The 16271-nt window shown below is 71.8% G+C and carries 15 protein-coding genes and 1 riboswitch; of the genes, 9 read left to right on the forward strand and 6 right to left on the reverse strand.

All coding sequences use genetic code 11. The features are described 5' to 3' along the window. The 4 genes from ACT6XY_RS18810 to ACT6XY_RS18825 form a co-directional block, all read left to right on the forward strand. The coding region (locus ACT6XY_RS18810; protein WP_444749852.1) for an acyl-CoA dehydrogenase family protein at nucleotides 1–652 on the forward strand (652 nt) is incomplete at its 5' end. A gap of 204 nt (nucleotides 653–856) precedes the next feature. Then, entirely contained in the window at nucleotides 857–3100 is a 2244-nt protein-coding gene (locus tag ACT6XY_RS18815; RefSeq protein WP_444749853.1) for a TonB-dependent hemoglobin/transferrin/lactoferrin family receptor, read from the forward strand. Between the two features lie 106 nt (nucleotides 3101–3206). Further along, a complete protein-coding gene (locus tag ACT6XY_RS18820; protein WP_444749854.1) occupies nucleotides 3207–3926 on the forward strand; it encodes a hypothetical protein in 720 nt (239 codons plus the stop codon). 16 nt (nucleotides 3927–3942) lie between these two features. Further along, the gene (locus ACT6XY_RS18825) at nucleotides 3943–5670 is read left to right on the forward strand and encodes an ABC transporter ATP-binding protein/permease (protein ID WP_444749855.1); all 1728 of its coding nucleotides are present in this window, start codon (nucleotides 3943–3945) and stop codon (nucleotides 5668–5670) included. Here ACT6XY_RS18825 and ACT6XY_RS18830 read toward each other — a convergent pair. The 3 genes from ACT6XY_RS18830 to cobD form a co-directional block, all read right to left on the reverse strand. Then, nucleotides 5657–6520 (reverse strand): aldose 1-epimerase family protein, encoded by an 864-nt coding sequence (locus ACT6XY_RS18830; protein ID WP_444749856.1) that lies wholly within the window; start codon nucleotides 6518–6520, stop codon nucleotides 5657–5659. The genes ACT6XY_RS18825 and ACT6XY_RS18830 overlap by 14 nt on opposite strands. Further along, nucleotides 6517–7044 (reverse strand): nuclear transport factor 2 family protein, encoded by a 528-nt coding sequence (locus tag ACT6XY_RS18835; protein ID WP_444749857.1) that lies wholly within the window; start codon nucleotides 7042–7044, stop codon nucleotides 6517–6519. Before ACT6XY_RS18835 ends, ACT6XY_RS18830 begins: the two co-directional genes overlap by 4 nt. 75 nt (nucleotides 7045–7119) lie before the next feature. After that, nucleotides 7120–8103: a threonine-phosphate decarboxylase CobD gene (gene cobD, locus ACT6XY_RS18840; RefSeq protein ID WP_444749858.1), complete on the reverse strand. Its 984-nt coding sequence runs from the start codon at nucleotides 8101–8103 to the stop codon at nucleotides 7120–7122. On the opposite strand from cobD, the gene cbiB reads away from it, so the two are divergent. Continuing rightward, the gene (cbiB, locus tag ACT6XY_RS18845; protein ID WP_444749859.1) at nucleotides 8102–9082 is read left to right on the forward strand and encodes an adenosylcobinamide-phosphate synthase CbiB; all 981 of its coding nucleotides are present in this window, start codon (nucleotides 8102–8104) and stop codon (nucleotides 9080–9082) included. The genes cobD and cbiB overlap by 2 nt on opposite strands. On the opposite strand, the gene ACT6XY_RS18850 is transcribed toward cbiB, so the two are convergent. Genes ACT6XY_RS18850 through cobU form a run of 3 tightly spaced genes read right to left on the reverse strand, consistent with a single transcriptional unit; the run spans nucleotide 9072 to nucleotide 11667 of the window. Next, complete coding sequence (locus ACT6XY_RS18850) at nucleotides 9072–10523, reverse strand: cobyric acid synthase (RefSeq protein WP_444749866.1); 1452 nt, start codon at nucleotides 10521–10523, stop codon at nucleotides 9072–9074. The genes cbiB and ACT6XY_RS18850 overlap by 11 nt on opposite strands. An 11-nt stretch (nucleotides 10524–10534) precedes the next feature. Next, nucleotides 10535–11146 carry a cob(I)yrinic acid a,c-diamide adenosyltransferase gene (cobO, locus tag ACT6XY_RS18855; RefSeq protein ID WP_444749860.1) on the reverse strand — a complete coding sequence of 204 codons (612 nt, stop codon included), beginning with the start codon at nucleotides 11144–11146 and terminating at the stop codon, nucleotides 10535–10537. Between the two features lie 8 nt (nucleotides 11147–11154). Next, complete coding sequence (gene cobU, locus ACT6XY_RS18860; protein WP_444749861.1) at nucleotides 11155–11667, reverse strand: bifunctional adenosylcobinamide kinase/adenosylcobinamide-phosphate guanylyltransferase; 513 nt, start codon at nucleotides 11665–11667, stop codon at nucleotides 11155–11157. Nucleotides 11668–11768: 101 nt separating this feature from the next. Next, nucleotides 11769–11953, forward strand: a riboswitch (cobalamin riboswitch). A 115-nt stretch (nucleotides 11954–12068) separates the two neighbouring features. Between cobU and ACT6XY_RS18865 the strand changes: the two genes are divergently transcribed. The 4 genes from ACT6XY_RS18865 to ACT6XY_RS18880 form a co-directional block, all read left to right on the forward strand. Next, nucleotides 12069–12701, forward strand: a complete 633-nt coding sequence (locus ACT6XY_RS18865; protein ID WP_444749862.1) for a HupE/UreJ family protein — start codon at nucleotides 12069–12071, stop codon at nucleotides 12699–12701. A gap of 14 nt (nucleotides 12702–12715) precedes the next feature. Continuing rightward, nucleotides 12716–13135 (forward strand): DUF1636 family protein, encoded by a 420-nt coding sequence (locus ACT6XY_RS18870; RefSeq protein WP_444749863.1) that lies wholly within the window; start codon nucleotides 12716–12718, stop codon nucleotides 13133–13135. Further along, nucleotides 13132–14163 (forward strand): cobalamin biosynthesis protein CobW, encoded by a 1032-nt coding sequence (cobW, locus tag ACT6XY_RS18875; protein ID WP_444749864.1) that lies wholly within the window; start codon nucleotides 13132–13134, stop codon nucleotides 14161–14163. The genes ACT6XY_RS18870 and cobW overlap by 4 nt, the downstream gene beginning before the upstream one ends. Before the next feature lie 10 nt (nucleotides 14164–14173). After that, on the forward strand, nucleotides 14174–16271 hold a 2098-nt coding region (locus ACT6XY_RS18880; protein ID WP_444749865.1), incomplete at its 3' end, for a cobaltochelatase subunit CobN.

The following is a 16271-nucleotide window of genomic DNA, read 5'->3' on the forward strand; positions in this document are numbered from 1 at the left end:
CTCGGAGGCGGGCGACCTCGTGGCGCAGGTGCCGGCGGGCGAATTCGCCGACGCGGTGCTGGTGCCGTCCGAGGGCGGCGCGATGCTGCTCGCGGCCGGCATGGCGAGCCTCGAGCCCACGGGGGAGGGCACGGTCTGCCGGATGCGCTGGCGCGGCGCCAACGGCCCCGCGATCCCTGGCTTCGACCCGCTGCTCGCCGGTGCCCGCATCGAGGCGGCCGAGATGGCGGGGGCGATGGAGGCGATGTTCGCCACCACGCTGCGCTATGCCAACGACAGGTCGCAGTTCGGCAAGCCCATCGGCAAGTTCCAGGCCGTGCAGCAGCAGCTCGCGGTGATGACCGAACTCGTCCACGGGGCCCGCGCCGCCGCCGATCTCGCCGCCCTGGCGCCCGGGGCCATGGAGGCGGTGGCGACCGCCAAGATCACCATCGGCGAGGCGGCGGCCGAGGTCGTGGCCATCGCCCATGCTGTCCACGGCGCCATCGGCATGACCGAGGAGCTCGACCTCCATCTCCTGTCCGACAGGCTCCGGCGTGGCCGGCTGCGCTACGGGTCCGAACGCCATTGGGCCGAACGCCTGGGCACCGCGGTTTTCGCCGCGCCTGACGCTAGCCTTCTCGACTTCGTCCGGGGGCGGGTGTTTTCCTGAATCATTCCAGACTGTTGTCGTCGCAGCGCGGCCGCGTGCGAATGTGACCGCCCCGCGGCGAAACTATGTTGACACAGATAGTCAACATATCTAGTGACGCTCCCGGCCCCTCCGCTCGCGGTGCGTGGCCTTCGTGCCAGCCAGCTGAACGCCTTCGTCTCACGCCAGCCAGCCATCCTTCAGGTCGGTTTGGGGTGTGGGCTCATGTCTCGCAGGATGTTGGCGCCGTTCGGCGCATCGGTTTCGCTCGTCGCCATGCTGGCGGCGTTTCCAGCGGCGGGGCAGCAGGCGGCAGGCGGCGACGAGATCACCGTCACCGCCACCCGCGAGGAGCGCCAGCGTCTCGACGTGCCGGCCACCGTCGACGTCATCTCCCGCCGCCAGATGGAAGAGCGCCAGGTCCGCGACATCCAGGACGTGGTGCGCTACACGCCCGGCGTCTCGGTGGAGCGCGTCACCTCCTCCACCGACCCGTGGAAGAACCTCGGGGGCTTCACCGTGCGCGGCATGAGCGGCAATCGCGTCGCGGTCACGGTGGACGGCGCCCGTCTCATCGAGCGCATCACCGACGGCACGCGCGACCTCATCGACCTCCCCTACATGAAGTCGGTGGAGATCATGCGCGGGCCCGCCTCGGTGCTCTGGGGCGCCGACGCGCTGGGCGGCCTCGTCGCCTTCCGCACCCTCGACCCGCAGGACCTCATCCGCGGCAATCCGCGGGGCTGGGGCGCGCGCCTCTCCACCAGCTTCGACAGTTTCGACCGCTCCATCGCCAAGACCGGGACCGCCGGCTTCCAGATCACGCCGGTGCTGCAGGCCCTCGTCTCGCTCAGCCACACGACCTCGCTGCAGCCGACCTATTCCACCGCCCGCGCCGACGGCGGCATCTGGGGCTGCCCGGCGACCCGGTCCATCCCGTGCAACATCACCGATCCCTTCCGGTCCCATCGCTGGAACGGCTTCGGCAAGCTGGTCTGGAACCCGGTCGACGACCACGAATTCCGCCTCGCCTACGAGAACTACGCCAAGACGACGATCACCAACCAGATGTGGGATTTCGGCCAGACCTCCTCGGGCTGGGTGAACGGCAACTACCCCCGCCTGCAGCAGCTCGAGCGCCAGCGACTGACCTTCTCCCACGCCTGGACGCCGGGCTGGGGCTGGATCGACGCGGTGCGGTGGAACCTCACCTGGTCTCCGCAGCGACGTGATCTCGACAGCACGCGCACCCAGACGGGCGCGGCGGGCACCGCCAATGCCGGGCAGACGCGCACCGTCCGCGACATCCTCAACTATTCCGAGACCTTCTATCAGGGCGACGTGCAGCTCACCTCGCGCTTCGATCTCGGCCCGTCGGTCCATACGCTGACCTACGGCTTCCAGGGCGACGTCGCCCGCACGGACTATTACCGCCAGAGTACGACGACCAACCTGACGACGGGGGTGAGCACCACCACCATCGCCGGCGGCTTCAACTTCGCCAATGCCACCACCGTGCGCGCCGACGGTTACCTGCAGGACGAGATCAGGCTGCTCGACGGGCGCTGGACCGTGACGCCGGGCGGGCGTCTCGCCACCTACCGCATCACCCCGAGCCTCGGCGCAGGCTACGTGGTGACGCCCGGCGCCGAGCCGCGCGAACTGACCTCGACGCGGTTCATTCCGCAGGTCGGCACCATCTTCAAGCTGACGGACGTCTATTCCGTCTATGCCCGCTACGCCGAGGGCTTCAAGATGCCGACGGCGCAGCAGCTCTACATGTCGCTGCCGGGCACCTCGTTCAATCTCGTTCCCAACCCCAACCTGAAGCCCGAGAGTTCGCGCACCTGGGAGGCCGGCTTCCGCGGCCGCTTCGAGCGCGGCTGGTTCTCGCTCGGCGTGTTCCATTCCACCTACAAGGACTTCATCGTCAGCCTGCAGAACGTCGCCGGCACGGTCGACTACACCTCGCTCAACCTGTCGTCCGTGGTGCTCTGGGGCATCGAGGGATCGGCTGAATATCGCCTGCATGACGACCTGATCCTGAATGCCGGGTTCTCCTACCAGTTCGGCAACCAGCGGGCGACGCCGACCTCCGCCGTCACCGCCTTCGACGCCGCGAGCCCGTTCAACGGCATGGTCGGCCTGCGCTGGTTCAAGCGCGAGTGGAACCTCGACGGCGAGGTCATCGCCCGCTTCTCCGCCCCGGTCGAACGCGCCAGCGCCACGACGGTCTACAGGCCCGGCGGCTGGTTCACCCTCGACACCTTCGTCAACTGGAAGCCGCGCGAGAACGTGACGGTGCGGGCGGGCGTGCAGAACATCTTCGACGCCCGCTACTTCCAGAACCTCGGGACGGGGACGACCTATTCCATCGTGCCGACGACCGCGACGGCCCAGCAGAATCCGCTGGAGCTGCAGGTCGCCCCCGGCCGCACCTTCAAGACCACCCTCACCGTCGACTTCTGACGACGCTTCGCCCCCGTCGGTGCCCCGGCGGGTTGCAGCCGGCGGCCGGTCGCCCTTCCAGGACCGGCCGCCACCCCCTTCCATCGGACCTCCAGGGACTTCCGCCATGACCACCACCCGACCGATTCGCGAGCGCCTCGCCTGTTCCGTGCTTGAAGCCGCGCAAGCGACGCGCGCCATGGGCCGCGTGATGCTGTCGGCCGCCGCCAACGGGGCGACGCACGAGCGCATCGGGCCGGTGGGCGAGGTGCTGCTGGAGGACGGCCATGTGCGGCTCGCCGGCGGCGCCCATGACGCCAGCATCGACCTCGCCGTCGTCACCGGGGTCGTCGCCGACCGTTCGGGGCGCATGAAGGACCGGGTTCTGCCGCGCATCGAGTTCCAGAGCGCGGCCGGCGAGACGCTGTTCTCGATGATCGCGCTCGACGGCCTCGAACCGTTCGACGCCGCCGTCTCGGGCCTCGCCACCGGCGGCACTCTGCCGGAGAAGGAGCGGCCGGCGCCGTCGGGCGACAGGCCCGCCGAGATCACCGAGACCGACCCGGGCGCGGTGCCGCTCCATGCGGCGCGGGCGAGCGGCGAGGCCATCGGTGTGGTCTTCTCAGCCCCCGGCCTCGTGCAGCGCTGGACCGGCACGGTCGCCGACATCAAGCCGGCCATGGGCTTCATCAACATTATCCAGCCGGACTTCCACCTGCACCTGAAGGCGGAAGCCGTCAGCCGCTGGGCGCGCGCCGAGGCGGACGGCGCGGCGCGGCTCGAGGCCTTCGACGCCGGCGGCATGCCGCTGGGCCTGACCCTGTCCGGGCCGGCCTCGGTCCTCTGATCGGGCGGGCCGGAGCGTGCTCACGAGCCTGAGGCAGATCTGGCGGCTCACCGTCCTCTGCGCCTGGCGCCCGGGCGGCCGGTTCGGCATCGTGCTCTTCGCCACGATCTTCGCCCTCGGCCTTGTCGGCGTGCACATCACGGTCCGGCTGATCCGCTGGGCCAACGATTTCTACACGGCGCTGCAGAGGCTCGACGTGCCGGCGGCGACGCAGCAGATCGGCGTCTTCTTCGCGCTGGTGGCGGTGAGTGCGGCGCTCAATCTCTCGGCCGCCTGGTTGCGCAAGCTCCTGCAGATCCGCTGGCGCGAGGGGCTGACCGCCGTCGCCCTCGACGCCTGGCTGAAGGGCAAGGCCTATTGGCACCTGCGCGACCGCCAGGAGAACGGCCTCGACAATCCCGATCAGCGCATCGCCGACGACTGCCGCATCTTCGTCTACCGGCTGACGACGGAGGCGCTGGAGCTGATGACCAACCTCGTTGCGCTGGTCTCGTATGTCGCCATCCTCTGGTCGCTCTCCACCTTCCCGCTCGCCTTCAGCCTGTTCGGCACGGAGGTCTCCATCCCGCGCTACATGGTCTGGGCGGCACCGCTCTATGTGGCGATCTCCAGCGGGGTCACCCACTGGCTCGGCAAGCCGCTCATCCCGCTCACCATCGAACAGCAGAAGACCGAGGCGGATTTCCGCTTTGCGCTGGCGCGCCTGCGCGAGAACGGCGAACCCGTCGCCTTCGCCCGCGGGGAGCCGGCGGAGCGGCGGCTCTTCGACACGCGCTTCGCCGCGGTCGCCCAGAACTGGCGCCGGCTGATGAACCGCGAGCTGGTGCTCGGCCTCTTCACCCGGCCCTACATGCAGACGGTGCTGCGCATCCCGCTCTTTCTCGCCCTGCCGGCCTTCCTCGCGGGGCGGCTGACCTTCGGCGGCCTGATGCAGATCGCATCGGCCTTCCAGAATGTCGTGACCACCCTCTCCTGGTTCATCTTCTCCTATCGCGACCTCGCCGAACTCGTGGCTACCGCCCGCCGCCTCGACATCTTTCTCGCCGATTGCAGCGCGGCCGGGCAGGGGACCGGCGGCCTCGTCCGCACGCACGATGCGGGAGGGCGGATCCTCGTGCGCGACCTCACCCTGCATGCGCCGGACGGCCGGGCGATCGTCGCGATCGACGCTCTGGCGGTCGCACCCGGCGAGGTGGTCTGGCTGCAAGGCGCCTCGGGGCGCGGCAAGACGACCCTCGCCCGCACGCTTGCGGCGCTCTGGGTGCATGGCGAAGGCGACGTCGCCCTGCCGGTCGGGCCAGGTCTGTTCCTCGCACAGCAGAGCTACCTGCCGCTCGGCAGCCTCGCCGATGCCGTCGCCTATCCCAGCCACCGCGATGACGTCGGCGATGGGCCCATCCTGTCGGCGCTGCGGGCGGTCGGCCTCGACCGCCTCGCCACGCCCGCCGCGCTCGACGGCGCCGTCGCGGCGGCCGGGCTCTCGGGCGGCGAGCGGCAGCGGCTGATGGTGGCGCGGCTCATGGTCCACAGGCCGGCCTGGGCGGTGCTGGACGAGCCGACCAGCGCCCTCGACAGCGAGGCGGAGGCGGCCGTGTTCGCCGTCCTCCGCGCAGCGCTGCCGCAGACGGCCTTGCTCGTCATCGCGCATCGCGAGCCGCAGGGACTGGGGCCGTTGCGCCGGGTGGATCTCGACGCAGCCGGCGACGCCCAACCACCTGCGGAGCTGCGCGTCAGCGCGGCGTGAAGGCGAGGCTCATCCGCACGCTGTCCGTGGCGCCGGGGGTGAGGAGCCGCATCGAGGGCTTGTCCGCGAGTTCGCCGGAAAAGCCCACGGGATCGCCGTGCCCGGTCCAGGCCTCCAGGCAGACGAAGGGTGCGCCGGGCTTCGACCAGAGCGCGAGATGGGGAAACCCGTCCAGCGTCATCGTCAGCCGCGCACCGTCCGGCGCCTCCAGGGACCAGGAGCGGCTGCGCGCATCGAGGAAGCAGAGCGCTTCCGCCGCGAAGACCGCGTCGGAGAGGGCGATGCGCCTGCCGTCGAGCCGCACGGACCGGCGCTCGGGGGAAAAGAGGCCGCCGGGTGCGATCACCGGGACCGAGGGCTCTTCCGCTTCGGCGAAGACCACGGCATGGCCGTCCCGCCGATCTCCGCTGAGCGGCCAGCGGAAGCCGGGATGGAGGCCGAGCGCATAGGGCATGGGCCGGTCGCCGTCGTTCGTCACGGAAACGGTCGTGTCGAGGCCCCGATCGGTCAGGGCGTGGGTGACGGTGAGGCGGAAGGCGAAGGGGTAGATGGCCGCAGTGCCGGCGTCGGCGCCGAGCTCCAGCGTGCAGGTCGCTTCGTCGCCCGCCACCTGCCTGAAGCGGCTCGCGGCGGCAAAGCCATGCACGCCCATGGGGCGCGATACTCCGTCGACGCGGACCATGCCGTCCCGCGCCCATCCGACGATGGGAAAGAGCACCGGCGCGGTGCCGCTCCACCAGACGGCATCGCCCGGCCAGAGCAGGTCATGACCGCCGACCGACCAGGCCTTCAGCTCGGCGCCGGTGGGGGAGACGGTGGCGCACTGGCCGCTGCGGACGAGGGTGATCATCGAGCCTGATGGTCCTGGAGGTGGAAGGGAAGGTTGCGCACCTCGGTCCAGGGGATGTCGAAGCGCGTCTGGAACTTCAGGCGGAAGGTCATGCGGCTCATCAGCCAGCCTTCGGCGGTGCGGACATAGTCGTCGTCCTCGATGCCGGCCATCCAGCAGGGCGTGTCGCCTTCGGTCAGCGTGCAGGCCTGCCAGAGCATCCAGCGCGCGGTGGCGCGGTCACCGTCGACATCGATCTTCGGATTGAGGAAATAGTGCATGGCGAAGCTCCAGCCGCCCTTGCGGACGAAACCGAAGATTGCCTCGCGGCCCTGGTAGGTGCCGAAATGCTCGCCGCCGTCCCACACGGCATCCTCGGTGAAGAGCCCGGCCTGCAGCCGGCCGATGCGGTCGAGTTCGTCCTGCGGCTTGCGCCGGTGGTCGTCGGTGTATTTCTCGTCGGCATATTCGGCGTAGCGCGCCTTCAGGTGGCGGATCGCCTCGATGTCCTCGAGACGCCGGATGCGGCTGTCGAGATCGCTCATGGGGTGTCTCCTCGCGGTTGCGGCAGCTTAGGCCGGCGCCGGCGCGCGCCGCCATGGCGCCCGGGGCAGGGCGGCTCAGCCTCCGACGAGCGCCGCGGCAAGCCGCCGCCAGGCCTCCTCGTCGCCGGGAAGCCCGAAGCGCAGGAGATGTGGCCTCCCGGCGAAGCGGCGGACATAGATGCCGGCTGCGCCGAGACGGGAGAACCAGGCGGGCGCCTCGTTGGTTTCGACCAGCCGGTAGAGCGCCGTGCCGCCGACGATCGTGCCGATGCGCGCCAGCAGGGCGTCGAGGCGGGCGGCGTCGGCGGCGCGGTCCCGCGACGCTGCGGCGAGCCATGCGCTGTCGGCGAGGGCCATCGTTCCTACCGCCAGGGCGGGGCCTGCCACCGGCCAGCGGCCGAGGGCGGATGCCAGCCTGTCGGTCAGCGCCTTCGCGCCCACCGCGAAGCCGAGCCTCAAGCCCGCGAGGCCATAGGTCTTGCCGAAGGAGCGCAGCACCAGGGTTGCGGACGGCAGGGTGGGAATGACGCTGACGCCCGGCGTGAAGTCCGCGAAGGCCTCGTCCACCACCAGCAATCCCACACGTCCGGCGAGGGCGGCGAGGTCCTCCGGCGGCAGGATGCGGCCATCGGGATTGTTGGGGTTGACCAGAACGAGGACGTCGGCGCCCTGCGCCTCCGCCGTCGTCGCGACGTCACGGACCGCATGGCCGGCCCGCGCCCAGGCGGCGGCATGTTCGCCATAGGTCGGCCCGAGGACGGCCGTGGTGCCGCCAGGCATCAGGCGCGGCAGGAGGTCGATGAGGATCTGGGTCCCCGGCGCGGCGACGATGCCGGCGGGTTCGGGGATCCGATAGGCATCCCGGGCGGTCGCCAGCAGCGCCTCCTCGTCCGCCGCGGCGGGGAGGCGCTGCCAGAGGGTGGCAGGGAGGAACGGAAGCGGGTAGGGAACCGGATTGATCCCGGTCGAGAGGTCGATGAAGGGTTCGGGCGCGCCTGGAAACAGGCGCCGGGCCTCGCCGAGATCGCCGCCGTGCCACAGGGATTCCGGCTCGTTCATGTCGCCCGTCTCGCCTCTCGCCGTCCTCGCACTCGCCCTCGTCGTCGAGGCCGCAGCCGGCTATCCGCAGGGTATGTTCCGCCTGATCGGGCATCCCGTCACCTGGATCGGCCGCCTTATAGGCGCACTCGACCGCGGGATGAACAGGGAGGATCGGCCGGCCCCGGCCCGCCGCCGCGCCGGCGTGGCGGCGCTGGTCATCCTGCTGGCGGTGACGGGCGGTGCGGCGCTGCTGGTGGAGGGCCTGCTGGCACCGCTCGGCCTCGTCGGCGGTATTGCGATCGCGGTCCTCGCCTCAACCCTCCTCGCCCAGCGCAGCCTCCACGACCACGTGGCGGCGGTGGCGACGGCGCTGGAGACCGGGGGGCTGGAGGCCGGCCGGCGGGCCGTGTCGATGATCGTCGGGCGCGACCCCGACCGGCTGGACGAGGCCGGCGTCTCGCGCGCCGCCATCGAGAGCCTCGCCGAGAACTTCTCGGACGGCGTCACGGCGCCGGTCTTCTGGCTCGGTCTGCTCGGCCTGCCGGGCATCGTTCTCTACAAGGCGATCAACACCGCCGATTCCATGATCGGTCACCGCAATCCGCGCCACGAGGCCTTCGGCTGGGCGGCGGCGCGGCTCGACGACCTCGTCAACCTGCCGGCCTCCCGCCTCACCGCGGGCCTGATGGTCGCCGCGGCCGCGCTGGACGGGCTGGAGCCGGCGCGCCGGGCCCTTCGTTGCGTCCGCCGCGACGCGCGCCGCCACCGCTCCCCCAATGCCGGCTGGCCGGAGGCGGCCATGGCGGGTGCGCTCGGCCTGAGGCTCGCGGGTCCGCGCGTCTACGGGACGGTGCTGGTGGCGGATGCCTTCATGGGCGAGGGGCGGACCGAGGCCCATGCCGGCGACATCCGCGCGGCGCTGAGGCTCTACCGCCGGGCGCTGGCCATCGGCTGGGGGCTGGTCGGGGCGCTGGTGCTGCTGGCGCTCAGCCTGTGACGGGGGCCGACAAATCCCAGAGCCGGTCGACGGCGAGGTGCCGCTCCAGATGGGCGGCGAGGCCGTCGAGGACGCGCTCGACCATGGCCTCGTAGGCGAGGTCCGAGGCCGTGCCGCCGAGCCCTTCGATGAAGGCGCGGCGCATTCCGTCTTCTGCGAAAAGGCCGTGGACATAGGTGCCGGCAATGCGGCCGTCGGGCGAGACGGCGCCATCGGCCCGGTCTCCTGCGAGGGTAGCGAAGGGACGCGCCGTCGCCGGTCCCCGCGTCACGCCGACATGCATCTCGTAGCCGGCGAAAGAAGCACCCGACGCCATGCCGGTGACGGGGACGAGGCTCTTGTTCGCGGTCAGCACGGTCTCGACGTCGAGGTGGCCGAGCCCGGGAACGGTGCGCGGCTCGCCCTCGATGCCCTCGGGATCGGCGATGGTCCGGCCGAGCATCTGGTAGCCGCCGCAGATGCCCAGCACCCGCCCGCCGCGGCGAAGATGGGCGGCGATGTCGATGTCCCAGCCCTGCGCGCGCAGGAACGCGAGGTCGTCGATGGTCGCCTTGGAACCGGGGAGGAGGATGAGGGCCGCACCGGCGGGGAGTGGAGCGCCGGCCTCCACCAGCCGGACCTCGACGCCCGGCTCCGCCTTCAGCGGGTCGAGGTCGTCGAAATTGGCGATGCGCGGCAGGACCGGCACGGCGATGATGGGGCGCCCACCCTCACCCGGGCCGAGGCCCGCCTTCAGGCCCATGATGTCTTCGGCGGGCAAACGCGCCGCCTCGGCGAAGTACGGCACGAGTCCGATCGGCGCCCAGCCGGTGCGCTGGGCGATGGCGGTCATGCCCTCGGCGAAGAGGGTGGGGTCGCCGCGGAAGCGGTTGACGATGAAGCCGCGGATCATGGCGGCATCGGCCGGGTCGATCACGGCCTTCGTGCCGACGAGGCTGGCGATGACGCCGCCGCGTTCGATGTCGCCGACGAGGACGACAGGGGTTCCCGTCGCGCGGGCAAAGCCCATGTTGGCGATGTCGCCGGCCCGCAGGTTGATCTCCGAGGCGGAGCCTGCGCCCTCCACCAGCACGAGGTCGGCCTCCCGCGACAGGCGACTGAACGAATCGAGCACCGCTTCCATGAGCTGCGGCTTCCAGTCCTGAAACGCGCGGGCCCCCGCATTGCCGATCCGCCGGCCCTGGACGACGACCTGCGCGCCCGTCTCGCTCTGCGGCTTGAGGAGCACCGGGTTCATGTGGACGGAGGGGGCGACGAAGGCGGCGCGGGCCTGCAGCGCCTGGGCGCGGCCGATCTCGCCGCCGTCGGCGGTGACCGCGGCATTGTTGGACATGTTCTGCGGCTTGAAGGGGCGCACCGTCAGGCCGCGCCGCGCGAAGAGGCGGGCGAGGCCGGCCACCAGCAGCGACTTGCCCACGTCCGAGCCCGTGCCCTGGATCATCAGGGCGCGCGTCAAAACTCGATGCCCTTCTGCGCCTTCACGCCGGCGGCGAAATGGTGCTTCACCTGCCCCATCTCGGTGACGAGGTCGGCGGCGGCGATCATCTCGGGCCTGGCGTTGCGGCCGGTGACGACGACGTGCAGGCACTCGCGCCGGCCGGCCAGCGTGGCGACGACCTCGTCCAGCGGCAGGTAATCGTAGCGCAGGGCGATGTTGAGCTCGTCCAGTACGACGAGGCCGATTGTCGGATCGGCCATCAGCTCGCGCGCCTTGACGAAGGCGCGGGTCGCGGCGGCGATGTCGCGCGCCTTGTCCTGCGTCTCCCAGGTGAAGCCCTCGCCCATGGTGTGCCAGGCGACGCGGTCGCCGAAGGCCTCGAGCGCCCGGCGCTCGCCGGTGTCCCAGGCGCCCTTGATGAACTGCACCACGCCGACGCGCCAGCCGTGGCCGAGGGCGCGCAGGGCAAGGCCGAAGGCGGCGGTCGACTTGCCCTTGCCGGGGCCGGTGTTGACGATGAGCAGGCCCTTCTCGATGGTCTTGGAGGCCACCTCGGCGTCCTGCACCGCCTTGCGCTTTTCCATTTTGGCGCGATGGCGGGCGGCCTCGTCGGTCTCGGTCGACATTTGCGTCCTCACTTCACTGACATCGGCAGGCCGGCGACCATGAAGACCACGCGGTCGGCCGCGGCCGCAAGGTCCTGGTGCAGCCGCCCGGCCGCGTCGCGGAAGCGGCGGGCGAGGGCGTTGTCCGGCACGATGCCGAGGCCGACCTCGTTGCCGACGAGGACCAGCGGGCCCGGCGCCGCACGGCAGGCGGCGATCAGACGCTCCGATTCGGCGGCGACGTCGCGGTCGGCGAGCATGACGTTGGTCAGCCATAGGGTCAGGCAGTCGACGAGCACGGCGCCGCCCGGTCGCGCGGCGGCGATCGCCGCGGCGAGGTCGAAGGGGGCGTCCACCGTGAGCCAGCCGGCGCCACGCCTGTCGCGATGGAGGGCGATCCGCTGGCGCATCTCCTCGTCGAAGGCCTGGGCCGTGGCGACATAGGTCCAGGGCCCCGGCGTCGCCTCGACCAGCCGTTCGGCATGACGGCTCTTGCCGGAACGGGCGCCGCCGAGGACCAGTGTCAGGGGGGGAATCGTCATGACCGGGATATCGCCCAGCCCGGCGCTGCTTGCAAACCGGCTGCGCGGCGGGACACGTTCCGCGCGTGTCCGGACGGATTGCAAATGGCCCGGCGCCCCGATAGTCCTATGGGGGTGACGGTGCCTCCCCCGGGAGGTGAAAAGGGAACGCGGTGCAACGCCGCGGCTGCCCCCGCAACTGTAAGCGGCGATCCCTGCGCCGGGTGCCACTGGACCTCGCGGTCCGGGAAGGCGGTGCAGGGTTGGAGCCGTGAGCCAGGAGACCTGCCGTCACCCGTGCTTCTCATAGGCCCAACGGACGGGGTGTTCCGCTGGCGGCTGTGTCCGGACGTCGCTTGCGTCCGGCTCCGTCTGTGGGAGCTTTGCCGGATGCGTCCGGCCGCCTGACGGAGACTGCCACGATGTCGACCATCGTTCGTACCGCCCTGACCACCGCCCTCGCAGGGCTCGCCGCGACCGGCCCGGCCCTCGCCCATCACCCGATGGGCGGTGCGACGCCGACCACCTTCCTGCAGGGCCTGCTCTCCGGCTTCGGCCATCCCGTCCTCGGCCTCGACCACCTCGCCGCCCTCGTGGTGGTCGGCCTCCTCGCCTCCCGCGCCGCGCGCGGCTGGTTCGCGCTCCCGGCGCTGTGGATCGGCGCCATGGGCCTCGGCGTCGCCGCCCATCTCGGCAGCGTCGACCTGCCCGGAGCCGAATTCCTGGTGGCCGGCAGCCTCGTCGCCATCGCGCTGATCGCTGTCCTCAATCCCGCCCTGCCGCTCGCCGTCACGGGCCCGGCCTTCCTCATCGGCGGCTTCGCCCACGGTCATGCCCTCGCCGAGAGCGTGGTCGGCGCCGAGCCCATGCCGATCGCCGCCTATCTGATCGGCCTCGTCATCGTCCAGGCCGCCATCACCACGGCCATCGCGTTCGCCGCGCGCCGCCTCTTCCCGGCCGGCGCCGAGGCACCGGCGGGATATCGGGCGGCCGCGGGCGCCATGGGCGCCGTCGGCGTCGTCTTCCTGGTGATCGCCGCCCGCAGCCTCGCCTGACGCCAGAGGCCGCCATGACCTTCACCATCGAAAGTCCGGCTTCGGCCGGCAGCGAACCCGTACGCCTGATGGTCTGCACGACCTGCCGTGCAGCCGGTGCCGATGCCGATGCGCCGCGCCCGGGCGCCCAGCTCCTCGCCGCCCTCGGCGAGGCCCTCGCGGCGAATACCGATGCCGGCGTCCGCGTCGTCGTCGAGCCCGTCGAGTGCCTGTCGGTGTGCAAGCGCCCCTGCACGGTGTCGATCACGGCGCCGGGCCGCTGGACCTACGTCTATGGCGACGTGGACGCGGCCGCCCATGCCGGGCCGCTGATCGCCTTCGCCACCCAGTACGTGGCGACCGCAGACGGGCTCGTGCCCTGGCGCGAGCGCCCCGAGTTCATCCGCAAGGGCGTCGTCGCCCGCATTCCCCCGCTGGGCCGCGCCGCGCCATGACCCCCGCCAAGATTCCCTGCACCATCGTCACCGGCTTCCTCGGTGCCGGCAAGACGACGCTCGTCCGCCACTTGCTCGAGAACGCCGGCGGCCGGCGGCTCGCGGTGCTCGTCAACGAGTTCGGCGACCTCGGCTTCGACGGTTCCTTCCTCGCCGCCTGCGGCATCGCCGGTTGCACGGCGGAGGACATCGTCGAGCTTCCCAACGGCTGCATCTGCTGCACGGTGGCGGACGACTTCGTGCCGGCGCTGGAAAAGCTCCTCGGCCGGGCCGAGCCGCCCGACCACATCCTCATCGAGACCTCCGGCCTCGCCTTGCCGAAGCCGCTGGTCAGCGCCTTCAACTGGCCGGCGATCCGCTCACGCGTCACGGTGGACGGCGTCATCGCCGTCGTGGACGGACCGGCGGTCGCCGACGGGACCTTCGCCGACGACCCGCAGGCCCTGGCGGCGCAGCGCGCCGGAGACGGGGCGGTCGACCACGACAATCCGCTGGAGGAGGTCTTCGAGGACCAGATCCTCTGCGCCGACCTCATTCTCCTCAACAAGTGCGACGCCCTCGCTGAGGCCGATCGCGTCCGGGTCCGCGCGGAGATTTCCGCTCACCTGCCGAAGGCGATCAAGATCGTGGAGGCCGCCCACGGCCGGATCGAGCCGGCGCTGGTCATCGGCCTCGGAGCGGCGGCGGAGAGCGATCTGGCGGCCCGTCCCTCGCACCACGAGAGCGAGGCGGACCACGATCACGACGATTTCGACAGCGCCGCTTTCGCCCTGCCGAAGGTCGCGGCGCCGGAGGATCTCGCCGCCCGCGTCGCCAGGGCGGCCGAGGCCGACGGTGTGCTGCGGGTCAAGGGTTTCTCGGCGGTCGCCGACAAGCCGATGCGGCTCGTCATCCAGGGCGTCGGACGGAGGATCACCCACCATTACGACCGGCCCTTCGCGGCGGGGGAGCCGCGCGAGGGCAAGCTGGTGGTCATCGGCCTCAAGGGCTTCGACCGGGCGGCGGTCGCCGCGGCGCTGGCGGACTGAGGACGTCCGCATGCACCTCCTGCCCACCACGACGGTGATGCTGGACGAGGGCGGCTCGGCCGTCGACCTCGCCCTGCCGGCCGCCGACGTGGTGGTGCTCTCCTTCGCCGACAGCGACCTCTCGGCCCTCGCGGCGGCAGAGCGCGGCGCGCTGAGCCTGTCGTTCGCCAGCCTCCGGCGGCTGCGCCATCCGCTCTCGGTCGATCTCCTGGTGGAGAAGACCATCAGGGAGAGCCGGTTCGTGGTGATCCGCTGCCTCGGCGGCCTCGACTACTGGCGCTACGGCATCGAGCAGGTCCATGCCGCCTGCCGCGCCCGCGGCATCGCGCTGGCGGTGCTGCCCGGCGACGACCGGCCCGACGAGAGGCTCGCCGCCTTTCACACGGTTCCCTCCGCGCTGGCCGACCGGCTGCTCGGCTATTTCCATGCCGGCGGGGGCGCAGAGAACATGGGTCGCCTGCTGCGCGCGGCCGAAGCCCATCTCTCCGGCGCGGATGGTGGGGAGCCGCCCCTGCCGCTTCCGGCCCTGCTCGCCGTCGACGGCTCGGGAACCGCCGATCCGTCGGCGGCGCTCGCCGCTCTCGATACCGACCGGCCGCTGGCCCTCGTTCTCGTCTACCGCTCGGCGGTCGCCGCGGGCGATACGGCGCTGCCGGCGGCCCTCGCCGATGCGCTGGCGCAACGCGGACTGGCACCCCTCGTGCTGGCGCTGACCAGCCTCAAGGACCCCGCCGCCGCCTGGCCTCTCGCCGCACTGATGATGCGCCGCCGCCCTGTGGTGATCGTCACCACCACCGCCTTTTCGGCGCGCGAAGGCGAGGGTTTCGTCCTCGACCTGGCGGATTGCCCGGTGATCCAGGCCATCCCCGCCGGCAGCACGCGGGAGGGCTGGAGCGCCTCGCCGCGCGGCCTCTCGGCGGCCGACCTCGCCATGCAGCTCGCCCTGCCGGAGTTCGACGGCCGGCTCGCCGGCGCCCCCGTCGCCTTCAAGGAAGAGGTGGAGGAGGCGGGCTTCACCCGGCGTCGGTTCGCGCCGGATGCGGAGGGAATCGCCCATCTCGCCGATCTCGCAGCGGCCTGGGTGCGCCTCGCCGCCCGCCCCCGGGCCGGCCGGCGGCTGGCGCTGGTGATGACCGACTACCCGGCTCGCGGCGGCCGGGCGGGCTTCGCCGTGGGGCTCGACACGCCGGCGAGCGTCGTGGCTATCCACGCCCTGCTGGTGGAGGCAGGATATGGTCTCGCCGGCCTGCCCGATGCGACGGTCCTGATGCCGGCCCTCCTCGCCTCCGCGGAACATCTCGTCCTGCCGCTCGCCGACTACCGCGCCGTTCTCGACGGTCTGCCGGCAGATGCGCGTGCCGCCCTTCTCGCCGCCCATGGCGCGCCGGACACCGACTCCGCCTTCCGGGACGGGGCCTTCCGCTTCCCCGTCCTGCGCAGCGGCAACCTCCTCGTCGCGCTGCAGCCGCCGCGCGACGCGGCGCCGGACCGGAAGGCCGCCTATCACGATCCCGAGGTGCCGCCGGGCCACGGCCATCTCGCCTTCTACGCAGCGCTGCGGACGGGCGAGGCCGTCGACGCACTGATCCATCTCGGCACCCACGGCGTGAGCGAATGGCTGCCCGGAAAGGCGGTGGCCCTGTCGGCCGCCTGCTGGCCGCGGCTCGTCACCGGCGGGCTGCCTGTGGTCTACCCTTATGTGGTCGACGATCCCGGCGAGGCGGCGCCGGCCAAGCGGCGGCTTTCCGCCGTGACGCTCGGCCACCAGCCGCCGCCGCTGGCGGAGGGCGGTCTTGAAGGCGCCGGCGCGCTTTTGCGCGACCTCGTCGAGGACTACAGCGCCGCCCAGGTGCTCGACCCGCGCCGGGCGGCCATGGTGGCGGACGAGATCCGCGTCCAGGCACGGGCGAGCGGGCTCGCGGCCGCGGCCGGTCTCGACGACGCCATGCCGATGGACGAGGCGCTCTCCCGCCTCGACGCCCATCTCTGCGACCTCGCGGAGATGCCGTTCCGCGACGGGCTCCACGTCTTCGGGACGAGCGGCGATGCCGCCTCGGCGGCGGGCGAGCGTCACGGCCTCCTCGCCGCCCTCGAGGGGCGGTTCGTGC

The organism is Phreatobacter sp. (assembly GCF_052440005.1).
In the GTDB taxonomy this organism is placed as follows: domain Bacteria; phylum Pseudomonadota; class Alphaproteobacteria; order Rhizobiales; family Phreatobacteraceae; genus Phreatobacter.

Bases quoted from the DNA above. Each gene is read 5' to 3' on its own strand.
- ACT6XY_RS18815 (WP_444749853.1), top strand. From the start codon at position 857: ATGTCTCGCAGGATGTTGGCGCCGTTCGGCGCATCGGTTTCGCTCGTC.
- ACT6XY_RS18820 (WP_444749854.1), top strand. From the start codon at position 3,207: ATGACCACCACCCGACCGATTCGCGAGCGCCTCGCCTGTTCCGTGCTT.
- ACT6XY_RS18830 (WP_444749856.1), bottom strand. From the start codon at position 6,520: ATGATCACCCTCGTCCGCAGCGGCCAGTGCGCCACCGTCTCCCCCACC.
- ACT6XY_RS18835 (WP_444749857.1), bottom strand. From the start codon at position 7,044: ATGAGCGATCTCGACAGCCGCATCCGGCGTCTCGAGGACATCGAGGCG.
- cbiB (WP_444749859.1), top strand. From the start codon at position 8,102: ATGTCGCCCGTCTCGCCTCTCGCCGTCCTCGCACTCGCCCTCGTCGTC.
- cobD (WP_444749858.1), bottom strand. From the start codon at position 8,103: ATGAACGAGCCGGAATCCCTGTGGCACGGCGGCGATCTCGGCGAGGCC.
- ACT6XY_RS18850 (WP_444749866.1), bottom strand. From the start codon at position 10,523: ATGATCCAGGGCACGGGCTCGGACGTGGGCAAGTCGCTGCTGGTGGCC.
- cobO (WP_444749860.1), bottom strand. From the start codon at position 11,146: ATGTCGACCGAGACCGACGAGGCCGCCCGCCATCGCGCCAAAATGGAA.
- cobU (WP_444749861.1), bottom strand. From the start codon at position 11,667: ATGACGATTCCCCCCCTGACACTGGTCCTCGGCGGCGCCCGTTCCGGC.
- ACT6XY_RS18865 (WP_444749862.1), top strand. From the start codon at position 12,069: ATGTCGACCATCGTTCGTACCGCCCTGACCACCGCCCTCGCAGGGCTC.
- ACT6XY_RS18870 (WP_444749863.1), top strand. From the start codon at position 12,716: ATGACCTTCACCATCGAAAGTCCGGCTTCGGCCGGCAGCGAACCCGTA.
- cobW (WP_444749864.1), top strand. From the start codon at position 13,132: ATGACCCCCGCCAAGATTCCCTGCACCATCGTCACCGGCTTCCTCGGT.